Origin of the sequence: Corallococcus silvisoli, from assembly GCF_009909145.1 — a bacterium.
Classification (GTDB): Bacteria; Myxococcota; Myxococcia; order Myxococcales; family Myxococcaceae; genus Corallococcus; species Corallococcus silvisoli.
In genome coordinates this window covers 74783-94999 of record NZ_JAAAPJ010000023.1, presented here as the reverse complement: position 1 = coordinate 94999, position 20217 = coordinate 74783, and the positions used below count along the sequence as shown (strand labels likewise).

The 20217-nt window shown below is 68.3% G+C and carries 17 protein-coding genes; 13 read left to right on the top strand and 4 right to left on the bottom strand.

The window, feature by feature from the left end:
* Window positions 1-3 precede the first annotated feature (3 nt).
* Window positions 4-3360, bottom strand: coding sequence for a bifunctional serine/threonine-protein kinase/formylglycine-generating enzyme family protein (locus GTY96_RS33435; RefSeq protein WP_268903996.1), 3357 nt, complete (start codon window positions 3358-3360; stop codon window positions 4-6).
* 241 nt (window positions 3361-3601) lie between these two features.
* Here GTY96_RS33435 and GTY96_RS33430 point away from each other — a divergent pair, with 241 nt between their 5' ends.
* The 4 genes from GTY96_RS33430 (at window position 3602) to GTY96_RS33415 (ending at window position 8298) form a co-directional block, all read left to right on the top strand.
* Entirely contained in the window at window positions 3602-5182 is a 1581-nt protein-coding gene (locus GTY96_RS33430; RefSeq protein ID WP_161666835.1) for a M6 family metalloprotease domain-containing protein, read from the top strand.
* A gap of 51 nt (window positions 5183-5233) precedes the next feature.
* Entirely contained in the window at window positions 5234-6160 is a 927-nt protein-coding gene (locus tag GTY96_RS33425; protein ID WP_161666834.1) for a serine protease, read from the top strand.
* Window positions 6161-6437: 277 nt separating this feature from the next.
* Window positions 6438-7637, top strand: a complete 1200-nt coding sequence (locus tag GTY96_RS33420) for an MxcI protein (protein ID WP_235686055.1) — start codon at window positions 6438-6440, stop codon at window positions 7635-7637.
* 31 nt (window positions 7638-7668) lie between these two features.
* Window positions 7669-8298, top strand: a complete 630-nt coding sequence (locus GTY96_RS33415; RefSeq protein WP_235686054.1) for an MXAN_6652 family MXYO-CTERM-anchored protein — start codon at window positions 7669-7671, stop codon at window positions 8296-8298.
* 150 nt (window positions 8299-8448) lie between these two features.
* Here GTY96_RS33415 and GTY96_RS33410 read toward each other — a convergent pair whose 3' ends face one another.
* Window positions 8449-9186 carry a class I SAM-dependent methyltransferase gene (locus tag GTY96_RS33410; RefSeq protein WP_161666831.1) on the bottom strand — a complete coding sequence of 246 codons (738 nt, stop codon included), beginning with the start codon at window positions 9184-9186 and terminating at the stop codon, window positions 8449-8451.
* A gap of 198 nt (window positions 9187-9384) precedes the next feature.
* Between GTY96_RS33410 and GTY96_RS33405 the strand changes: the two genes are divergently transcribed.
* From GTY96_RS33405 to GTY96_RS33385, 5 genes are all read left to right on the top strand, one after another.
* Window positions 9385-10248, top strand: coding sequence for a hypothetical protein (locus GTY96_RS33405; RefSeq protein ID WP_161666830.1), 864 nt, complete (start codon window positions 9385-9387; stop codon window positions 10246-10248).
* Window positions 10249-10348: 100 nt separating this feature from the next.
* Window positions 10349-11068 carry a DUF1775 domain-containing protein gene (locus tag GTY96_RS33400; protein WP_143905660.1) on the top strand — a complete coding sequence of 240 codons (720 nt, stop codon included), beginning with the start codon at window positions 10349-10351 and terminating at the stop codon, window positions 11066-11068.
* 22 nt (window positions 11069-11090) lie between these two features.
* A complete protein-coding gene (locus GTY96_RS33395) occupies window positions 11091-11288 on the top strand; it encodes a hypothetical protein (RefSeq protein WP_143905662.1) in 198 nt (65 codons plus the stop codon).
* 111 nt (window positions 11289-11399) lie between these two features.
* A complete protein-coding gene (locus GTY96_RS33390) occupies window positions 11400-11993 on the top strand; it encodes a hypothetical protein (RefSeq protein WP_161666829.1) in 594 nt (197 codons plus the stop codon).
* A 304-nt stretch (window positions 11994-12297) separates the two neighbouring features.
* Window positions 12298-12648, top strand: coding sequence for a hypothetical protein (locus GTY96_RS33385; RefSeq protein ID WP_143905666.1), 351 nt, complete (start codon window positions 12298-12300; stop codon window positions 12646-12648).
* 39 nt (window positions 12649-12687) lie between these two features.
* Here the strand turns inward: GTY96_RS33385 and GTY96_RS33380 are convergent, their stop codons facing one another.
* A complete protein-coding gene (locus tag GTY96_RS33380; RefSeq protein WP_161666828.1) occupies window positions 12688-14181 on the bottom strand; it encodes a DUF1570 domain-containing protein in 1494 nt (497 codons plus the stop codon).
* A 232-nt stretch (window positions 14182-14413) separates the two neighbouring features.
* Between GTY96_RS33380 and GTY96_RS33375 the strand changes: the two genes are divergently transcribed.
* The 4 genes from GTY96_RS33375 (at window position 14414) to GTY96_RS33360 (ending at window position 19053) form a co-directional block, all read left to right on the top strand.
* On the top strand, window positions 14414-15100 hold the full coding sequence (locus GTY96_RS33375; RefSeq protein WP_143905670.1) for a hypothetical protein: 687 nt from the start codon (window positions 14414-14416) through the stop codon (window positions 15098-15100).
* Between the two features lie 292 nt (window positions 15101-15392).
* Complete coding sequence (gene cml, locus GTY96_RS33370; protein WP_201756642.1) at window positions 15393-16646, top strand: CmlA/FloR family chloramphenicol efflux MFS transporter; 1254 nt, start codon at window positions 15393-15395, stop codon at window positions 16644-16646.
* A 145-nt stretch (window positions 16647-16791) separates the two neighbouring features.
* Window positions 16792-17304 (top strand): hypothetical protein, encoded by a 513-nt coding sequence (locus GTY96_RS33365; RefSeq protein WP_161666827.1) that lies wholly within the window; start codon window positions 16792-16794, stop codon window positions 17302-17304.
* Window positions 17305-17394: 90 nt separating this feature from the next.
* Window positions 17395-19053 carry a CAP domain-containing protein gene (locus GTY96_RS33360; RefSeq protein WP_161666826.1) on the top strand — a complete coding sequence of 553 codons (1659 nt, stop codon included), beginning with the start codon at window positions 17395-17397 and terminating at the stop codon, window positions 19051-19053.
* 165 nt (window positions 19054-19218) lie between these two features.
* Here the strand turns inward: GTY96_RS33360 and GTY96_RS33355 are convergent, their stop codons facing one another.
* On the bottom strand, window positions 19219-20217 hold the full coding sequence (locus GTY96_RS33355) for a thioesterase domain-containing protein (protein WP_143905678.1): 999 nt from the start codon (window positions 20215-20217) through the stop codon (window positions 19219-19221).

The window sequence follows — 20217 nt, the reverse complement described above, 5'->3', positions numbered from 1 at the left end:
ACGTCAGGGGCTCGCGGCTTCGGTGCGCTCCACGCAGCGCAGCCCGATTGCGAAGTCGAAGCGCCTGGGGGGGAGATGGTTGCTCCAGGCGATCTGGTGGTGGCCCTCCGTCACTGGCGCATCCCACCTTCCCCCCAGGACAAGACGCAGGTTCCGGAAGTCGCCCTGCACGCTGGTCGTCGAGGTCCACTCCGCGACATTGCCCGCCAGGTCCCGATGGCCATAGGGGCCGCTGTCCTCGGGGAAGGAGTCCACTGGTGCGATTCCGGGATACGGGTCCCTTCCCAGGAGATTCGTGGGAGGGTTGCGTTTCTCCACGGCCCAGACGGTGTTTCGCCGCGGGGCTGGATTGGGCCACCGTCCCGTCTCATCCAGTGTCAGGCCTCCACGGAAGGCCTTTCGCCACTCGTCGGCCGTGGGCAGCGACTTGCCAAGATATTCGCAGAAGGCCTCCGCGGTGAAGGCGTCGATACCGGTAACGGGGCTGGCCAACTCCAGCGAACGCGCGAACGCAGGGTGTCTCGGCGGAGGCTCATGGGCGTTCGTGGTCCAGGGCATGATTCGCTCCTCGAAGAGACTGAACTGGCCGTTCGTGACCTCGGTCCGGTCCATGGAGAAGCGGGGGACGCCGACGCGTTGCTCGGACTCCCCCAGGTCCTCGTCGGCGGGACGCCAGTAGGGGCCAGCGGGAACCACCAGCATCGCCATCCGGGAGGCCGCGCAGGTCGGGACCGGAAGGCGGAGCTCCCGTGGCGGCACGCGCCCGCGCTCCTTGTATCCTGGCAGGTGCTCCAGCCGCACCCGGGAGGGAGGACAGTCCCCCCGCTTCACGATGAGCCACGCGGCGCGAGACGGGGCTTCGACATGCTCGTGCAGACTTCCGCCTGCTTCACGCTGGAGGTGGCTTCGTCGGAGGTCTGGGGGGAGGTACGGCTGGGCTGTCTCCGCACGCGGGTCCGCTTGCGCGGGAGTCAACTCCCAGTCCAGGGGCATGAGCAGGGTTGCCTTCGTCCAGCGCTGCGTCGAAGCATCGAAGTCCATCGGTTCCAGCACGAGGTCGAAGACGCCGATGTCCGCCGCCGCCAGCCGGATGATGTCCTGTTGGCGGATGGCTTCGAGCTGCTTCTCCCGGAAGGCCAGCGCCGCCAGGATCGCGGCGACCGTCACCACGGCCAACAGGGCGATGAAGCCTCCAACCAGGTGGCGTCTGCGGCGCGAGCGATTGCGGGCCCTTCGTCGCCCCGTCTCCAGGAACTCGCGTGAACGGACGGGCAGCGACGCCTGCCATTGCGCTCCTCTGTGGAGTGTCTGTCGAAGAGACTCATCCGACCACGTCTCGTCGTCGTGGCGTCCGCGCTGTTCCCACAACTGGGCGGCGGTTTCGATCTGCTGGGCCAGCAGCCGCTCTTCGCGGGTTTCTTCCAGCCAGCGGGCAAGGGTCGGCCAGACCACCGCGAGCGATTCGTGCGCCAGCTCCACCAGCGGTTCATCCGTCTGCGGATCTCGCGTCGTGACGACCAGCCGGTTGGACTGGAGCTTCTCCAGCACGTCTGGAGCCGTGGCGCCCAGGTCCTCCAGCAGCTCGGCTCGGCTCCTCGGCTGCCGCGTCCCCTCCGCGGTGACGAGACGCAGCAACAGTGCACGCGCCACGCGCACGTCGTCCGAGGGGAGCTGATGGAGCAGCGTCTGGGCATGGGAGGCGATGGCCCCGCCTACGCCACCCAGCTCCACGTAGACGGAGGTGAGCAACCTGCGCGCCTCCACGTCCCGGCGCTCCCAGAGCGCCATGCACGCGAACTGCAACAAGGGCAGGCCCGCTGTCTGGGCCTGGACGTCCTCGACCAACCGCGAGATCAGCGAGGGGCTGTCCACGGCGTGCCCCACCCGCCGCAGGGGGCCGGTGATGGCTTCCTGGAGCGCGGAGGGGGGCAGCTGCCCCAAGACGAACGCCGCTCCCAGGAACGGGCGCAGGGCCTCCAACTGGCAGAACGACCCCAGGTAGTCGTCCCGCATCGCCAGGACGATGCGCCACGGGTCATCCACGGCCGCCGCCGCGGCCAGACACGCGGCGAACTGACGCACCTCCAAGGGCGAGGCGAGGGTGAAGACCTCCTCGAACGCGTCCAGAGCGAGCAACACCGGGCCGCCGGCCACATCGCGGTGCCTGCGCAACAGGCGCACCACCTCTCCGGGCTTGCGGGAGAACGACTCCGCGAGGATGCCGACGGGAGGTTCGCCTCCGAGTCCGGTGACGAGCGCCGCGGCGAGCCGGATCAAGGGCCTGGGGCCCGGCCTCGCATGGAGCACCGTCCAGCGGTCCATCCTCCGCAACCGCGTGAACACTCCCGCGTGGAGGAAGGAACTCTTCCCAATCCCGGAAGGCCCCACCAGGGGCACCAGCGGCTCGTGTCTCAAGCGCTCGACGAAGCCGTCCAGCTCCGCCTCGCGGCCGAAATAGTCCTCCGTGTCCGCCTCGGTGAACGAGCGCAGTCCTCGAAAGGGCACGCGCTCCGCCGTGGAGCGGAGCGGTTCGGGGCTGAGGGTCTCCGCGAGCGCTCGGGCCACCTCCATGGCTGCGGGGCGCCGCTCGGGCTCGAGCGCGAGGCATGCCTCCAGCAATGCCCCCCCTGGCAACCCCTGGATGCTAGGCGACGGGGGCAGGGGTCGCGGGTTGAATGCGAAGGCCGCGAGCTGCGCATCATCCAGCGGCCTGCGGCCCTCGAGCAGTTCCCACGCGATGATGCCCAGCGACCACACGTCCATGGCAGGGGAGGGCGCGGTCGCGAGCCAACGCTCCGGTGCCATGTACGCGGGGGTTCCAGAGGCCGCGCCGGTCGCTCCACCCGCGTGGCGGGCCAGACCGAAGTCCAGCACCCGCACCCGTCCATCCCTGGGGATGAGGATGTTCTCCGGCTTGAGGTCCGCATGGATGACGCCATTGCGATGCGCCTCGGTGACGGCCTCGGCGACAGCGCGGCAGATGCGCAAGGATTCGTCGAGTCCGGGCCGCTGGCGGGTGAGTCGCTCGCGAAGAGACTCGCCCTCCACGTATTCGAGGGCGAGGTAGGGCCGGCCACGATAGCGGCTCACGGTGTGCACCGTGATGATGTTGGGATGGCTGAAGCGTGCCGTGGTGCGGGCTTCCTCGACGAGCCTTTCGGCGTGGTCGTCCCCCAGCAGCTCGACCTTGAGGAACTTGAGCGCGACCCTTCGTCCCAGCTCTAGATCCTGGGCAAGGAAGACCTCTCCCATCGCCCCCTCCGCGAGGAGGCGGAGAATGCGGAAGCCATCCACCAGGCTGCCTGCCTCAATGGAGTCCAGATTCTGGGAGCTGGGTTGCGCGGACGAGGTTCCCGGCATTGGGTGGGAGTGTCCGTCAATGCCTCGCGGAGATGCAACTGGGCGGCCGCCTCCTCCGGCTCGCTGGAGCTGCCTGGATTGTCCAGACGATAGGACAGCGCGGGGCCCGCCATTCATCCCGAATGGACAAGTGCAGGTGCCAATCAGGTGACGCGGCTCCGCCCGCGCCAGGTTTGGGGATGGCACGGCGCGCGCAATGGCTCAGGCCCGGCGGTACGAACCTGCTTGGCGCGAAGAGGCCATGAACCCACGAACCCAAGGCTGGATGTGCGCTCCCGCGGCAGTTCTTTTCGTCGCGCTTTGCCTCGCCTCGTCGGCATTCGGGCAGACAGCTCCTCCCGGAGATGGAACCTCCTTGGCGCCCCAGCGTTGGGACGAGAGAGGATCCGCGTTCAAACACGCGTTCAAGCCGCTGGTGCGCCATGTCCAGCGCCTGCGCCAGGAGTCTGTCGCGCGCTACCAGACCACGGCGCCGCCCGAGAAGTATCTCACGGAACTCGGCATGCCATTGCAGCCGATTCAGGTGGATGGCACACGTCGCATCCTGGTTCTTCCCCTCCTGTTCCAGAACTCGGGACCTCCTCCCTACCCACAGCAGGCGCTTCAACAGCAGCTCTTTGGCTTGTGGCCCACAGGCACACTGACGGACTACTACCGCGAGGTTTCCTATGGCGCCCTCACCCTGACCGGTGATGTCGGGGAGTGGAAGACCGTGTCGCGTGAGGATGCCTGGTACGAAGGATCCTCGATCGCAGAGGGTGATGTTTCAGTGACATGCAACGGGCGCTGCGTCAGGGACCGGGTCCCGGAGCTGATCAAGGAGGTGCTTGCGCTTCATTCCGAGGTCGACTGGCGCCAGTATGACAATGATGGGCCCGACGGCCTGCCCGATTCCGGAGATGACGATGGATTCGTCGATTTCGTGGTCATCCAGCATCCGGAGACAGGCGGGGAGTGCAACGGGTCGAACCTCAATCTCTGGTCCCATCACTTCAATTTGAGCAGTTATGAAGGCGGTGCTCCCTATGACACTTCCGTGCCACGCCGCGGCGGAGATGGGAACATCCTGGTCGATGACTACGTGATACTGCCGAGCCTTGCCTGTGATGGTCGCACGATGATCCAGATCGGTGTCTTCGCGCATGAATTGGGGCACGCCTTCACGCTTCCCGACTTGTATGACACGGATGGAGCCACGAACGGCTGGGCTGGACTGGGCACCTGGTGCTTGATGGCTGCCGGAAATTGGGGCGCGGACTGGGAATCACCACAGCGCCCTGTTCACCTGTCACCCTGGGCCAAGGCATATATGGGCTGGCTGGACCTGCAATGGGTCTCAGTGGCCGAACAGTCCATCCTGCTCCCGGATGTCGAGCGCCACCGCGTGGCCTATGCGGTTGCAGCCCCTGGTGACAAGGCGGGCTATTACATTGTCGTCAACTCCCAGCAGCAGGGGTTCGACCGAGACCTGCCCATCTCAGGGCTCCAGGTCTGGCATGTGAAGCCCCCCGCCCTTGAAGCCGGGTGGAAGCTCAACCAAGTGAATGTTCGTCCTGGCTCCAAGGGCGTGGATCTGGTGGAGGCGGATGGCTCCGAGTGGCTGGACGAGCGAGGGTCCACGGCCCGGCGAGGCGATCTCTTTCCTGGAAGCGCGGGTGCACGTCAGTTTGATGCGACGACACGCCCAGCCGCCATGGGCAGACTGGGGATCTGCGATATTTCGGATCCAGGCGCTGTGATGCGCGTGCGGATCGTCCGAGGCGCGGATTGTTCCTCCGGTGGCCAGGTGTCATCCAGGACGAGCAGGCTGCCCCATCCGTGAGCTCGGCTCCCCATTCAGATTGTTTTCACACGTCGAAGAGGAGAACACCTCATGAGGTTCATGACACTTGGAGCTTCCCTGGCTCTGACCTTGGTGCTGGTGATTGCCCATACCGCGGTCAGCGCTACGTCTTCACCCACTGTCTCGAAGAAGCAGGGCGGGGCCGCGAGACAGGATGCGTCGACCGGAGTCTCCAGCTCCGCGGTCGTCTTCAAGGCCCCAGAAGCACTGCCGGTCGGCCGTAGCATGCGTGCGGTTTCCCCTCAGTACCGTACTCTCCAGCCCATCGTCGGAGGCACTGTATCGACTCAAGGCAAATGGCCATTCGCCGTGGCCCTGGCCTACCGCAACCCTGAAGGAACGCTGACCCAGTATTGCGCGGGCTCACTGATTTCACAGGACGCGGTGCTGACCGCCGCGCATTGCAACGTGTCCACCGGCTCCTTCGCGATTGTCGGCCGACACAATCTGAGAACGGAGAAAGGGAGGATGATTCCGATTGTTTCCGTGATCGCGCATCCCAGGTCCGGCGAGGGCGCTTTCCAGAACGACATCGCGATCCTTCGGCTGGCGGAGCCCGTGAGGGACTTCGCACCCGTGAAACTCGCCACGGCGGCCACGGTGGTTCCCGAGGGCCGGCCCGTCACGGCCATTGGTTGGGGGGCCACGCGTGAAGGAGGCTCGACGTCCCTCCTCCTGCGGGAGGTGACCCTGCCCGTCGCGAACCAGGCCGAATGCTCGGCACGGTACGTGAATGTGTATCCCATCCTCGACAGCATGCTCTGCTGCATCGAACCCGGTAAGGACGCCTGCCAGGGGGACAGCGGTGGCCCCCTGCTGATGGCTCAGCCCGATGGTCAGGTGGTTCAGGTGGGCATCACCAGCTTCGGCAAGGGCTGTGCCCGTCCGGATTTCCACGGGGTGTATACCCGGGTCGCCTCGTTCCAGAGTTGGATCGCGGACGTGCTCGAGCCTTGACCCTCGGGGAGGCCGTCTGGCGTCCCCGCGCAGGCACAGGCGCATGCCCAGGTCCGGAGCCCCCGGCCTTGGGCCCCGGCCAGGGTCCAGGGTAACCCCAGGTTGTCCGGATTCGGCGGGAACGCATCCCTTTCTTGACATCTCGTGTCTGCGTCCTTATTGGGTTGAAAATGAGAATGCGTATCATCTTCATTTCCGGGTCCCCGTCCCGGGTGAAGCGCCGCGCATTCCATCCCCCCGTTCCAAGAGGACATCGCCGATGAAGCATTCGTTTGCCTTGCGTTCCCTCCCACTCTCCACCGCGGCGCTCGCCCTGTCCCTGTTCGTGGGATGCGGCGACTCGGGAGAGGAAGGAACCGAGAATGAAGGCCCGCTGTATGCCATCACCACGCAGTTGCTCGTGGCGGACCCCGTGGAGAGCTACGTCGTGGTGACGGCGAAGGCCGAGCAGGCCGCGTCGTTGTCGCTGGACGGCGCCATCAAGGTGTCCGGCCGGGCGCTCGGCGTGGGCATTCCCAAGTCCGGCTCGGTCTACGTGGTGAGCGACGAGAGCGCCACGGTGACGCGCTACACGCTCAACAGCCGCGGCGCCCTGGAGGCCGCGGGCACCGTGAGCTTCTCCAGCCAGGGTGTGACGTCGCTGGGCGAGTACCAGGCCAACTTCCAGTTCGTCTCGGACACCAAGGCCTACTTCTTCGACGGCGCCACCGCGCAGGTCGTCATCTGGAACCCCTCGGCGATGACGGTCACGGGCTCCATTCCGCTGGACTCGCTCGTCATCCCGAGCACGATCATGGCGTTCTCCGGGGCCGTCGTGCGGACCGGTGGGCAGATCCTCATGCCGGTGGGCTGGCGTCCGGTGACGGGCGTCAACGTCACGAAGCGGGCGGGCGTGGTCGCCATCAACACGGCGACGGACGCGGCCACCTTCGCGACGGATGACCGGTGCGGCTACACGCACGACGCCGCCCTGGGCTTGGATGGCAAGGTCTACGTCGCGACGGAGGCCTACGGCGCGGCGGTGCGCCGGGTGGTGGGCCAGGACGCGCCGGAGCCCTGCCTGCTGCGGTACGACCCCCAGACGCACACCTTCGACCCGAGCTTCTACCAGTCGCTGGACGCGCTGGTGGGCGGCGGCACCGCGGGGGCCCTCATTCCGGGCGCGCAGGGGACCGCGTACGTGCGCGTGCTCGACGAGAGCCTCGCGCCCGTGGCGGAGGGCACCCATCCTCGCACGGTGGCGAGCGGCACCGGCTGGCAGTGGTGGGAGCTGAAGCTCGACACGCTGAAGGCGACGCGCAGGAGCGACTTCCCGTCCACCTCCGGCAGCGTCTTCCTCTTCGAGTCGCAAAACCAGACGCTCTACACGGAGTTCGGCGCGGGCGCGGCGTCCACGACGCTCCACGTGCTGGGCGACAGCGGCAAGCCCACGGTGACGACGCAGGGGCTGTCCTTCTCCTTCCTCCAGCTGCGCTAGCGCCAGGCTCCAGACCATGCACGGAAATCAGATGCGTCATCCGCTCCGCGGCACCGGCGTGTTTGTCGTCGCGCTGCTGGGGGCGGCTCCCGCCTTCGCCACCAGCACGGGCATCACCGGCCAGTCGGGCAAGGACGGGGTGACCTGCAGCACGTGTCACAAGGGCGGGGAAATGCCCACCGTCGTGCTGGAGGGGCCCACGGCGCTGGAGCCGGGGGCCACCGGCCAGTACACCTTCATCATCCGGGGTGGGGCCGCGAAGACGGGTGGGGTGGGCATCGCCGTGGACAGCACGGCGGCCAACCTCCAGGCCGGCACCGGAATGAAGAAGCTGGGCAACGAGCTGACCCATACGGCGCCCCAGGCCTTCACTGGCACGGAGCTGCGGTTCAACTTCTCCCTCGTCGCGCCCTCCACCGACGTCACGCTCACGGTGTTCGGCGCCGGCAACTCCACCAACGCGGACCAGGGAAGTGACGGGGACCGCGCCGCGTCCACCAAGCTGAGCGTCAAGGTGGGCAACGGTTCACCTGTCGTGGATCCCGTCCCTGGCGGCGAAGGCGAGGGGGGTGGGGGCTGCACCGCCGCGAGCAGCGCTCCGGTCTGGGCGCTCGCGCTGATGGCGCTTCCCCTGGCCGCGCGCCGCCGCCGCCAGCGCTGAACGGTCCGCGGCGCTCTCGCGGCACGGAGCCCCTTTCCCTGGTGCATGGGGAAGGGGCTTCACCCCCGGCGCGGGGAGGACGGCGCGGCCCCAGCCGGGAACGCGTGGGCCTTCGCGGCTTCGAACACCGTGGCCTTCACGGGGCCCGGTTCACCGCTCGCAGCGCAGTGCGACCGCGTGCGGGTTGTCGAGGTAGTCCTGCCAGAACGCCTGTCCGTACCGGGCGATCCCCTCGGGCGCGCACTCGGGGCGCCTCCAGGTGAGCGTGTGGAAGCCCGCCTCTCGCAGCGCCTGCTCGTGCGTGGCCTGGCTCCAGTAGGAGAAGTGGATGGTGAAGGGGCTCTTCGTGTGCAGCTCCGCGGAGATGGCCTGCCCATCCCGGGGTGACACAGGGAAGTCCAACATCGTGATGCCATACCGGGTGCTGTTGGGACCCTTCGCGCTGAACCCGGGATTGAACGCATAGGTGACGAAGCTGCCCCCTGGCTTCAGGTGGGCATGGATGTTCCGGCACATCCGCAGCATGTGTTCGGGCGAGTGCGCGTAGTGCAGGAGATAGACGGCCGTCACGCAATCAAAGGTGCCCAGCGGAGACATGTCGGCCACGTCCGCCACGTGGTACTCGATGCCCAGCGGTTGTTCCTCTTCGTGCCGCCTGGCGCCGCGAATCATCTCCTCGGAGATGTCCACGCCCACCACCCTGCTGGCGCCGCGCGCCTTCAACTGCCGCGTGTAGAGCCCGTCGCCACACGCCAGGTCGAGGACCGCACGGCCCTGCACGGCCCCGAGCGCCTTGAAGAAGGTGTGGCCTTCGATGGACTCCGAGCGCACCGGCAGGACATCCCAGTCCGCGACCTTCTCCCCAATCCGGTCATATTGCGCCGACATTTCCCTCGACCTTTCCCTGCAATGCCAAAGGCGCCCTGGCGCCAGCCCCGCGGCACGACAGTCCATGCGGGGCGGGCATCGTGTCACTGGGACTGGCGCGGCGTCGATGCGGCATCCCTTCACGCCTGCGCGCATTTGCCACAGGTGGGAGGGGGGCGGGGGCGTGTTAAACGCGCGCGCGAAAGGATGAGGGACACCATGACGAGGACGCATCGCGGGGCGCTGAGCCGGGGTTGGATGTGGGGCCTGCTGTTGTGCGGCGCGCTCGGCTGTTCGGGGACCGACGAGGGTGGGGGCGGGAGCGACGCGGGCACCGACCTGGGACCGGATGAGCTGCCCTGTGACGTGAAGGCCGTGGTGGCGGAGCGCTGCGCGTACTGTCACACCACGCCCCTGAAGGGGAGCGCGCCCATGGCGCTGCTCGCGCGCTCGGACTTCCAGCGCGCCTCCTCGGTCAATGCCCTGCAGAGCGTAGGACAGCGCAGCCTGGAGCGGCTGGGCAGCGCGGCGGCGCCCATGCCTCCGAAGTCGGAGCCGTCCCTTCCAGACGCGCAGCGCGCCGTGCTCACGGCGTGGCTGGAGTCGGGGATGCCGGCGGGGACGTGCGGAAGCCTGCCAGCCGGCCCGGCCCCGACGACTTGCTCGAGCGGGAGCTTCTGGAGCGAGGCGAGCGGAACCGGCGCCAGCATGGCGCCCGGACATGCGTGCCGGAACTGTCACCTCCAGCAGGCGCCCTCCATGGCGTATTTCTTCATGGGCACGGTGTACCCGACGCTCCACGAGGCGGATGGGTGCGACCCCCGGTTGGCGTCGCCGTCCGAGGTGAAGGTGGAGATCCTGGATTCGCAAGGGCAGACGCGGCTCACGCTCACGCCCAACTCCGCGGGCAACTTCATGTCGAACAGCCTTCAGCCGTCCTTCCCGCTGCCCTACCGTGTGCGGCTGGTGGGGGCGGATGGCCGCTCGCGTGAGATGAGCACGCTCCAGACCAACGGGGACTGCAACACCTGTCATACCGAGCAGGGGGCCAGCAACGCGCCGGGGCGCATCGCCCTGCCGTGAAGTGTTGCCGGGGAGGGTGCTGCGACAATTGACCGCATCCGGGGATGACAGGGAGGGCTGCTATCCGTACGGCTTCTCCTCTTCCTTCCTGGAGTCACCGATGAAGTTTCCCCTGGGGCCGCTGTGCGTCGTCGCGGGTTCGCTGCTGTCCACCACGGCCTTCGCGCATGCGGCGGTGGCGGGTCCCACTCCGCCGTACGCGGGGGGCTCGTTCGATGCCGACTTCACCGTGAGCCATGGCTGTGACGGGGCGGACACGTACCGGATGCGGGTGCTCATCCCGGAGGGCGTGACAGGGGTGCGGCCCGTGGACTCCACGTTCGGCAAGGCGGAGGTGGAGAAGGACGGCGCGGGCAACGTGACGGCGGTGGTCTGGACGAAGGCGCTGGGGGACGTCAAGGCCGCGGACACGCACTACTTCCATCTGGGCCTGCGCTTCAAGCTGCCCGCCAAGCCGTTCACCACCGTGTTCTTCCCCACCGAACAGACATGCCGCACGGCGGCCGGCGTCGAGACGACGGTGGCCTGGACGGGCACGAGCGGCGGTGAACATGGCCATGACTCGGATGCGGGCACGGCGCCCGCGGAGAACCCGGCCCCCTCGCTCTACCTGCTGCCCACGCGCCTCCCGGGCTGGAACCAGTACACGGTGGAGGAGCACGTGCACGACCTCACGGTGTTCAAGGACGCGCTCATCGTCTGGTCCGGCACGCAGGCATACAGCTTCAACCCCGTCACCCAGGCGCTCATCCAGAAGGAGCCGGGCACCACGCCGCTCACGGAGATCCACCCGGGCACGGTCATCTGGGTGAAGTATTAGCCGCGGCCGGGAGACAGCGACCATGCGCCACTGGCTCTTCGTGATGTGTCTTGGGGTCTTCGCCGGCTGTTCGGACAAAGCCCCCGTGTCGCCTCCGCCTGCTGTCGACGCGGGCTCGGATGATGGAGGCGTGACGCCGTCCGGCCTGGACCGTCCTGACACCTTGCCGCGTCCGCCCGGGGACCGGTTGCCGGAGGACCTGAAGCCGCCCGGCCGGTAGCGCCGTGCGCGGCGCCAGCGGATTTGGAGGGCTCCTCGCGCGAGGGGGAGCCGTGGCTTCCAGCGCCAGGCCTTGCACGATAGGGTCATGCGACCTTCGAAGAGGTCGAACGTGGCGAGTGCGAATTCTGGGTTGCTCGTGGCCGCATGGGTCGCGTGGGGAGGGCAGGCCGCGTCCGCGCCGCGCCCGGAGCCAGCCACTCCACCGACGGAGTCCTCGACAGCGGGGGACTCCGAGGAGCCGGTCGCGACGCTGCCGCCCGCCGCGTTCAAGGCGCACCCCGTCCAGGTCTACACCGGGCCCCTCGCGAAGCCGGACGTGGCAGGGGGCGACGCGGAGGTGAGGCTTTACCGGACCCGCCTCCGCCGTGCCGCCGCGGCAGGGGTGACGTTCGGAGGGCGGTACGGCGTGATGCTCAGTGGCTGTGGCACCGAGTGCCTCTTCGGGTTCGTCATCGACGAGACGAACGGCCACATCCGGGCCTTGCCCGTCAGCGGAGAGCGCTACCGACTGCTCCAGCTGGCCTTCCGCCCGGACAGCCGGTGGATGCGAGCCATCTGGAGAGGGGGCTCGCTGGATGAACCCGAGACCTGTGCCCTGCGGGACTTCGTCATCGAGGCGGGCCGGTTCCGGAAGGTGAAGGAAGCGGTCCTGCAGGGGGCCTGTCCGAGAATGGATTTCGAAACCGGCGAAGCCGAGCGCTGAGCCAGACCCGGGCCTCGATTCCCAGAGGTGACATGCAAGTTCATCCCAGGAGAGGTTCCCGATGTCCCCGCTGTGGTGGCCTCATCGGGGAGGTCCGGCTGGAGTGGGGGCCTCTTGGGGATTGGTTCTCTCTTTTCTGTCTGTCATGTGACTTCGTGGAACGGGCCCCGGTCGTGGGCTCGGTCTACGAGGGGCTCCCCGTCTGGACGCTGAGCATCCGATGGCGTGGTGAGACCGCCACACTGAAAGACGCGGCGCTCCTGATGGGGTCCAAGAACCTGGAACCTCGCGGTACCTGGAGCAGGTGTTCGCATACGTCAGCGCTGAGCTGACCGCGAAGGTGTTCGAGGAGACGCCTCGGCGCATCCGGCTCTTCGGAAGTCTTTCGACCTTGCATGCGAAGGACCTTGAATCGCTCTTCGCCACGGTCGGCCCGGACGCGCCCCTCCTGATGGACCTTTCGAACCTGGAGGGGATGGGCACGTTCCTTCATCCGCTCTTCGCGAGGTTCCACGCGCGCACGGGGTGCACGGCCTGGTGGGTGAGCGGTCCCGCCGAGAAGCACCTGATGGACGCAGGGATTCCCAGGGGGGCGCTGTTCCAGGATCTTGAGTCGGCGCGTGCGGCCTCCGGTCAGGGGCGGACGGCACGGTGATGCGGGGGCCCGCGCTGGACGGGCCCCCGGAGGAGGCCGCTACTCCGGCTTCGCCGAGGCCGAGGCCGGGGCGCACTTCGTCTCATACAAGGTGATGACCTGCTTGAACTTCTGGCGCGCCGTGTCCGGGGCCTGCTCGTGGAGCATGTCGAGCGCGCGACGCGCCATGGCCACGGCCTCCTTGCACCGTCCGGACTGGAAGAACAGCGCGGCCTGGGTGTTCAGGATGCCGGCGTTTCCCGGCATCAGTCGCACCGCGCGCAGGGCCGGCGCCAGCCCCTGCTGGGGCTGCTGGATGCGCGCGTAGTACCAGGCGAGCTCGTTCTGGACGGAGGGACTGTCCGGCAGCAGCTCGGCGGCGCGCTTGCGGGCCTGCTCCTGTGGGGCGGACAGCTCCCCTTCGGCATCCAGCGCGTCGGCGAGCAGCGCCCACGCGAGGCCATCCTCCGGATGCGTCTCCACCAGCAGCCGCGCGAGCTTCAGCCGTTCAGGCTTGTCCAATCCCTCGGCCCGCAGTCGCTGCGCCTCCACGTGGGTGGGGTCCTCCTTCAGCGCCTGCGCCAGCTCCAGGTCCGTCTTGCGCTGGCGCTCCTCCGGGGAGGTGTCCCCTGGCGCCTGGGTGAAGAGCAGGGCCCGGATGACGTGCACGTCCGCGGGCGCGAGGTCGCGCGTCTGGGTTTGGGTGGGGACGGGCGGCAGGGGCTGGGTGGAGATGACGTAGCGCCCCAGCTGCACGTACTGGGTGACGGCCTCCTGGAAGCCGGTCGCTCCTTGGAAGGCGGCCGCGAAGGCTCGCTTCGGCTCCTCGCCCCGGGACAGCTGATCCTGGAAGGTGCCGAACCGGTCGCCGTGCTCATTGATGAGGTAATGCACCCACAGCCACGCGGAAGCGTAGTGGCGCTGGAGCTCCGCGGAGCTCTGCTGGGTCTGGCCGTCCCACTGCCACAGCTCGTCCAGCGTGAGCCAGCCGTGCTCGCGGACGTAGCGGAGCAGCGGCCGGCTGGCCTGACCCAGGACCACGTCGCGGTTGCTGGGCTTGATGGTGACGGTTTGCAGATACGAGGCGAGGCCTTCCGCCACCCAGCGGGGCTGGCGGGGCAGGGCGAAGGCGCTCAGGTAGTGCGCCATCTCATGCGCCTGGGTCTCCTTGTCACCAGGGGCGTCTGGCAACAGGTAGCCACCGCCGCCCGTCATCACCATCCGCGGCCCGTCCGGAGTCTGTCCCGCGAAGCCCGCGTACTGGCCTTGGGTGAACTCCTCCATGTCGCGGGGATTGCTCAGCAGGATGACGTCCACCGTGCCCGGAGGGTCGAAGTCCGGTCCCCAGGCCAGCAGCAGCGCCCTGCGGAACTCCTCCAGCTCCACGGCGGTCTGGGACGCCGCCTTCGGTTCCAGGTTCGTGCGCAGGCGGAAATGCGTGCTGCGGACCTCGCGCCAGGGTCGACCTCCCTCGGCCGGGCACAAGGCCCGGCTCGCCGCGCAGCCCGAGAACAACGTCAACGCCAGCCCCCAGATCCCCAATCGCAAGCTCATGCGCGCGGCTTCTGCCAGAACGCTCGGCTGAAGGACAGAGGCCTTGGGTGAACGCCCGGGGTGGACATGAAGTGGTTTCGATCTGGAGCGATCTCCCGTGCCCGCTTCAATCGGGCTTGACGGATGCAATCGCCGTGAACCAGGAAAAAGGGTTGGAACCTGGGTGAGGGGCGGGACGTACAACCAGCTCACGGATTTCCGTGAGCTGTCTCTCCTCGCTCGATGAGTCCCCATGATCCCCTGTCGTGCACCCCTCCTCCGCGCCGCGCTGCTCACAACGATGGCGGTCGCCACGCTCTCCGGCTGCGTCCCAGGTCTCGCGACGTCCAACCCGACCTACTTCACCGGCGGGAAGTGGACCCAACTGGACGGCCCCTATGCGCTCACCCCTCTGCTCGCCTGTGCCTACCCGGCGGATAACAACGAGAAGGTCAGCCGCAACATCGAGGACTACGTGGCGCCGGCGATCTGGAGCGCGTACGGCCAGGACGTCTCCCAGGCCAAGGTCAAGAGAATGAAGGGTGACAGCGAGTGGTGCGAGGCCCTCCAGAACATCGCCACCGACAATTTCAACGTCCCGCCGAGACTGAAGAAGGAGCTGGCTGAGTACGTGAAGCGGTCCGGAGCCAAGGGCGTGATCATCCCCGTCGCGAACCTGTTCCGCTCCCCGATCCAGAAGGAGATCCGGTCGGCGGACGGGACGCAGGTCGCGACCGTGGATACCGAGCGCTTCAGCGCCGATGGCACCGCGCTCTTCTATGTCCACTACATCAACGAGAGCGGAGAGCTGCTCTACACCGAGCGCGCGGGGAGCGCGGGCGTTGGGGGGTTCGACGACCAGCTCCATCACATGCGCGACAGCGCGGCGGCCGTGGCCAGGAGACTGGCGCAGAACGCGCCGCCCGTCGGCCTCCAGTAGCGCCACTCCCAACCCTGCGGCACCCGCACCGGTGGGCTGCTCGGCCTGGCTCCCCACGGGTGCGGGCCGGTGCCGCGGCCCGCTGGCTCGCGGCGCTCCGGGTGATTGAGCAGCGTGGTCGCGGCTGCTAACCTCACGCCCGCTTTCGTGCGCGGACACGGCGCACGCCGGAGCCAACAGGATGGGAAACTCCAAATCCGCAGATGAGTGAGCCGCGGCGACACGTCAACCGTTGCCGCGGCCATCTGCCCCAGCTCATCCCGGTCCCCGTGGAGTGGCAGAGCGCCGCCAGATGTTCCTCATTTGTGCGGATGCGATCGTGCCTGACCCGAAATCCTTGTCGTGGAATCACTCCGTGCCAGCAGCGCTGTGGCTGATGGCTCCCTTCGACCTCCTGGCCTCGCTGGCCATGGACATCTACCTGCCCGTGGTTCCGGCGATGGCCGGAATCCTTGATACCTCTCCCACCCTCATCCAGCTCACGCTGAGCCTTTACATGGCCGTGCTTGGGCTTGGACAGGTGGTGTTCGGTCCGGTCTCGGATCGCATCGGCCGGCGCCGGGTGTTGCTGGGCGGTGCGTTGTTGTTCGCGACCGCTTCGTTCCTGCTCGCGGGGACGTCCAACGCCGCGCTCTTCGTTGGCTTCCGGCTCCTGCAAGCGGTAGGGGCCTCCGCGGCCCTCGTCGCCACGTTCGCGACAGTCCGGGACGTGTACGCGGAGCGGCCCGAGAGCGCGGTCATCTACAGCTTGTTCAGCAGCATGCTGGCCTTCGTTCCGGCGCTCGGTCCGGTCGCCGGGGCCTTGCTCGCGAAACACTTCGGATGGCGAGCCATCTTCATCACGCTCGGCGTCCTGGCGACGGCGGCGATGCTGAATGCCTTGCCAAGGTGGCACGAGACGCGTCCGGCCGGCGGGCCTCACCGTGGGGCCGCGTTCAAGCCCATCCTGCGCAGCGCCACGTTCTGGACGTACACCCTGGGCTTCAGCGCGGCGATGGGGGCCTTCTTCGTGTTCTTCTCCACCGCGCCCCGGGTCCTCATGGGGCAGGCTGGCTTCTCGGCGTTCGGGTTCAGCCTTGCCTTCGCCACCGCCGCGCTCGCGATGATCGTGACGACGCGCTTCGCGAAGCGTTTCGTGGCCCGCTGGGGGCTGGCGGGGAGCCTCACCCGAGGGATGCTCCTGTTGTTGCTGGGCGCCGCGATGCTGGCCGCCGGACAGCTCCTCGCGGCCCCGTCATTCTGGACATTCATCGTGCCGATGTGGGTCATCGCGGCGGGCATCGTGTTCGCCGCCTCCGTCACCGCCAATGGCGCACTCCAGGCCTTCGGCGCCGTGGCGGGGACGGCCGTCGCGCTCTACTTCTGCGTCCAGAGCCTCATCGTCGGGGTCCTGGGGACGCTGATGATCGTCATGCTCGACGGTGACACCGCCTGGCCCTTGGTGGGATACGCATCGTTGATGGCATTGATGACGTTGACCTCCCTGCTGTTCCTCGGCGTCCGTCAGCGGGCACCCGAGTCAGCCGAGCCGCCCAAGGCCAGCTGAGGCTTGGGCGTTCGCGGAGTCAGGCCGCTCCGGAAGGCATTCCCTTCCGGCGCGGCGCCATGCGGCGTTTCGCCGCGGTTCGACGTCATCGTTGGCTGCGTTTGCCCGGTGAATGGGCAGTCAAGTGCATGGTAGAGAGGCGCCCATGAACCTCTCGCGATGGTCGATGACGTGCCTGGGTGTTTCGTTGCTGCTGGGGGCTGGTTGTGGCGGGAGCCGGAGCAACTCCAAGGTCGACCTGTCCCAGATGGGACCATCCATCAATGCCAAGCGCTATGCGAACCTGGAGAAGATCGCCGCCAGGGATCTCAAGTGTGCCGCGGAGCTGACGCCGAACTATCTCGGGGAGAATCAGTATCAGATGCGCGGTTGTGGCTCTGAAGGGGTCTACGAGCTGCGCTGCCGGATGGGCCAGTGCACCTGGATTCCCGACGTGAGGTTCCGCGCGGAGTTCGACCTGTCGTGTGAGCGGACGAACCTCACGGTGTCCAAGTTGGACCCGGTGACGGTGGGAGTCACCGGCTGCGGAATGCGGGGAACCTACAGGGCGATTCGGGCGGGGCATGGCTTCTCCTGGGTGCTCAATTCCCCTGTGACCCAGGTGATGGAGGCCGCGCCCGCGGTGGCTCCCACTGACAGCGCGACGCCCACGGAGTGACGGGATGGGGTGCTGATGAGATCATCCGCGCGGCGAATGGGGCGAGGCGTCGCGCTCGTATTCCCTCGGTGGATTCCATAGGCTGCCTCGATGATTCCAGCTGGGCTGATTGTCTTCCTCGTGGCGGCGGCGGCCGAGCCGGAGCCGGCGGTGTTGGAGCAGCGGGCTGCTCGATTTCTGCAGACGCAGGCCGCGGCGGCAGGGCAACCCGAGCCGGTGCTGGATGAGGTGCTCGTCCGGGCCGCGAGGCGTCTGGCGAAGCGGGCGCTGGGCGCCGGGGCGGCGCGGGCTCCTGATGCGCTGACGGCAACGGATGCCATCAGCGAGGAAGGCGGCGCCGACATCGTGGTCTCCACCGTGGCGGTGCATGCGGGAGTTCCCTCCCATGCGCTCGAGCTCCTTCAAGAGAACCCGGAGCTGCGCAAGGCTGGAGGCACGCACCTGGGCGTAGGGGTGGCCCTCGAGGGTTCGCAGGTGGCCCTCGTCGTGATGAAGACGGACCGTCGGGTCCAGCTCGAACGCTTTCCCCGGGCCCTGTCGGCCTCCGACCAGGGCGTGCGCCTGTGTGGTGAGCTGCTGCCTCCGCTGAGCGCACCGAACGTCGACGTCTCCCGTCCGGATGGAACGGTGACCCGGATGAAGCTGCTTCCGGCCCGCACGGCGCCCTCTGGCCGAGAGGTCCAGGGGGTCGGCTTCGTGCGGCAGCGCGACCTGCCGGCCCCCACCGAAACGCGGTCCTTCTGCGTGGAGCCGCGGTTCTCCCAGCCGGGCGTCCACACCGTGACGGTGACGGGAGGGGACGGCCCACGCCTCAACGTTGGCGGCGTCTTCCGGGTCCGGGTGGGCGCGTCGGCTCCGGCCCCCGCGGAACCTGCGGGACTGGCCGAGGCCCGCCTCGGGATGCAGGCCCGCATCAATGCGTTGCGCTCCGCGGCCGGGCTCGTGCCCGTGAAGCGCGACGGGCTCGTGGAGCGAGTGGCACAGGCCTACGCGGACCGGATGGTGAGGGAGGGCTTCTTCGGCATCGAGGCACCGGACGGCACTTCGGCGCGCGACCGCCTGCCTGACGACAACCCCACGTGTGACTACGTCCCGCAGGATGCCAGCGTGGACCAGCGCCGCAACGTCGATCTGTCCGCGATGTGCGACGCCCGCGAGACGGATCCGCTGTGGGGTGGGCAGAACGTGGGCTGGGGCGCCGGCGCGCTCGCGGCGCACTTCAGCCTCGAGACCACCGCCGAGGCCCGCCGCAACCTCCTGGAGCCCGCGATGCGCTTCGCGGGAGTGGGGCTCGCGTGGCGGGAGGTCGAGGGGCGGCGCGAAGCGCTCGTGGTGGAAGTGCTGACCCGGCGTCCGCTGGACTCCATGAAGGGCGGCGCGGCCACGCCCGAAGCCCTCTCCTACCGGCTGCTGGCGAGGCTGCGGCCCGCCACCCTCCGCGCGCTGAAGCCCAACGCCGTCCTGGCGAAGCTCGCGGCGGAGGTGGCTCGGAGCAGCCAGCCTCCCGGAGAAGTCACCGACCCGGCGCTGTACGAGCGGGCGCTGAAGGCCCTCCCCGGCGCCGAGTCGGTGGCCATTGAAGTGCATGCGGTCGATGACCCCCTGGGGCTGCCGCGCTCGCCCTGGTTGATGGATGCGAGCCTGACGCACGTCGGTGTGGGCGCCCAGCCCGCGGGCGTGCCCGGTGGCGGACCGAACGCCGCCCGGGTGGCCATCATCTACGCCAGGGTCCCTGCACCACAGCGGTAGCCCTACGACAGGCTCGAGGGCTTCCTCTCAAAGGTGCCGGGGCTCACCGCGCGCGGTGCCTGCAACGACCACGACGACCTGCTCTTCGCCGTCCAGTAGCACCCGCACCGGTGGGGACGCCGCGCTCGCGCCCCCGCCGGTGTAGCGCCGGTATCACTGAGGCCCTCAGGTCCGAGCGTCCAGCGCCTCCAGGCAGGCCTTCACCTTCGCCGCGAGGCTCTGCACGTGCGGGGGCTTGAGCAGGGTCATGTGGTTGCCGTCGATGGCGTGAACATCCACGCCGCCCTGGGCCAGCCTGCCCCAGCCCCAGCTGGGGTCGCGGCCATGCAGCGCGGAGTCCGCCCGTGTGCGGAAGAGCGTGACCCGCCCCGTGTACGGCCTGGGCTTGTAGCGGAACACCGCGGCGCTGTTCATCGCGTACGCGTTCAAGAGCGGGCGTAGGCTCGGCGTCTGCTCGGCTCCGGCCTGGAAGTCGGAGGAGCCCGCTCGCATCTCACGCAGGGTCGAGCGCACTCCGCGCACCCGGGTCTGGACCCAATCCGGAACCGCGGCGAAGCGGCTGCGCGACGTCTCCGCGCTTCCCTGGGCCTTCGGGGGCGTCCGCTGCTCCCGCAGGTAGACATAGTCAGACGCCAGACTCCAGATGTCGCGCGCCACGGAGTACCCGAAGCGCGAGTAGGTCGTCACCGTGCCCGCGCCCGGTGCCCAGGTGTCGAAGAGCCCGAGGAAGCGGACCTCCTGCCCCTGCTCGGTGAGCTGACGCGCCATCTCGTACGCGGCCATGCTTCCGAAGGACCAGCCGCCCAGGAAGTAGGGGCCCGTGGGCTGTACCTCTCGGAGCCGCTGCACGTAGTAGGCGGCGATGTCCTCCATGGTCCGCTGCGGGATGAGCGCCCCGCTGTCCTCGAAGGACTGGATGCCGAACATGGGCCGGTCGAGCTGCAACGCCGCGGACAGCTCGTAGTACGGGAAGATCACCCCGAGGATGGGGTGGACGAGGAAGAAGGGCTCCCGGTGGCCCTTCACCCGGATGGGGACGACGGGAGGGACGGCGCGGCCCAGCGGGGCCTGGCCGCCGACGCCTTGCTTCTGCTTGAGGAGCTGCTCGAGCAGCTGTCGTTTGACCGGGGACAAGCTCTCCGGGGTCTTGGCGGGGTTGTTCAT

Coding starts and splice junctions, on each gene's coding strand:
- GTY96_RS33395 (WP_143905662.1), top strand. CDS start 11,091: ATGCGCCACTGGCTCTTCGTGATGTGTCTTGGGGTCTTCGCCGGCTGT.
- GTY96_RS33375 (WP_143905670.1), top strand. CDS start 14,414: ATGATCCCCTGTCGTGCACCCCTCCTCCGCGCCGCGCTGCTCACAACG.
- GTY96_RS33410 (WP_161666831.1), bottom strand. CDS start 9,186: ATGTCGGCGCAATATGACCGGATTGGGGAGAAGGTCGCGGACTGGGAT.
- GTY96_RS33435 (WP_268903996.1), bottom strand. CDS start 3,360: ATGCCGGGAACCTCGTCCGCGCAACCCAGCTCCCAGAATCTGGACTCC.
- GTY96_RS33380 (WP_161666828.1), bottom strand. CDS start 14,181: ATGAGCTTGCGATTGGGGATCTGGGGGCTGGCGTTGACGTTGTTCTCG.
- GTY96_RS33430 (WP_161666835.1), top strand. CDS start 3,602: ATGAACCCACGAACCCAAGGCTGGATGTGCGCTCCCGCGGCAGTTCTT.
- GTY96_RS33425 (WP_161666834.1), top strand. CDS start 5,234: ATGAGGTTCATGACACTTGGAGCTTCCCTGGCTCTGACCTTGGTGCTG.
- GTY96_RS33400 (WP_143905660.1), top strand. CDS start 10,349: ATGAAGTTTCCCCTGGGGCCGCTGTGCGTCGTCGCGGGTTCGCTGCTG.
- GTY96_RS33360 (WP_161666826.1), top strand. CDS start 17,395: ATGATTCCAGCTGGGCTGATTGTCTTCCTCGTGGCGGCGGCGGCCGAG.
- GTY96_RS33405 (WP_161666830.1), top strand. CDS start 9,385: ATGACGAGGACGCATCGCGGGGCGCTGAGCCGGGGTTGGATGTGGGGC.
- GTY96_RS33355 (WP_143905678.1), bottom strand. CDS start 20,217: ATGAACAACCCCGCCAAGACCCCGGAGAGCTTGTCCCCGGTCAAACGA.
- GTY96_RS33415 (WP_235686054.1), top strand. CDS start 7,669: ATGCGTCATCCGCTCCGCGGCACCGGCGTGTTTGTCGTCGCGCTGCTG.
- GTY96_RS33365 (WP_161666827.1), top strand. CDS start 16,792: ATGAACCTCTCGCGATGGTCGATGACGTGCCTGGGTGTTTCGTTGCTG.
- cml (WP_201756642.1), top strand. CDS start 15,393: ATGTTCCTCATTTGTGCGGATGCGATCGTGCCTGACCCGAAATCCTTG.